General features: G+C 47.2%; 1 protein-coding gene. It reads right to left on the bottom strand.

Features of this window, described 5'->3' with window-relative positions; translation table 11 throughout:
• Positions 1-210 (bottom strand): 2-dehydropantoate 2-reductase N-terminal domain-containing protein (locus AAEY62_RS22895; protein ID WP_350636722.1); only part of this gene is annotated, 210 nt, incomplete at its 3' end.
• Positions 211-265 lie beyond the last annotated feature (55 nt).

Below are 265 nucleotides of genomic sequence, written 5' to 3'. Positions count from 1 at the left end.
CTGTAAATCTGCTTCAAGGATTAAGGTATCAGGAAAAGGAATTTCAGGTAAGTAACGTTGATTTTTTCGCTCAGCTGCAAGCGTCGCAACGTCTTGGCTATTGCGTCCCCATAAAGTCACTTTGTGACCATTTCGGGCTAAACAAATAGCAAGGGCGGTGCCATACGACCCCGCCCCTAAAACAGTAACAGCTGATGTGGCTGTATTCATAAATTAAGCGTCTGCTGTAGCCTGCTCAGCTTGCGCTGTGCGTTGCTGCATGTAC

This window comes from Pseudoalteromonas sp. GW168-MNA-CIBAN-0100 (genome assembly GCF_040309225.1).
GTDB lineage: Bacteria > Pseudomonadota > Gammaproteobacteria > Enterobacterales > Alteromonadaceae > Pseudoalteromonas > Pseudoalteromonas arctica.
Note: the sequence above shows the minus strand (reverse complement) of the source record. Positions and strands in the feature narration are given on the sequence as shown.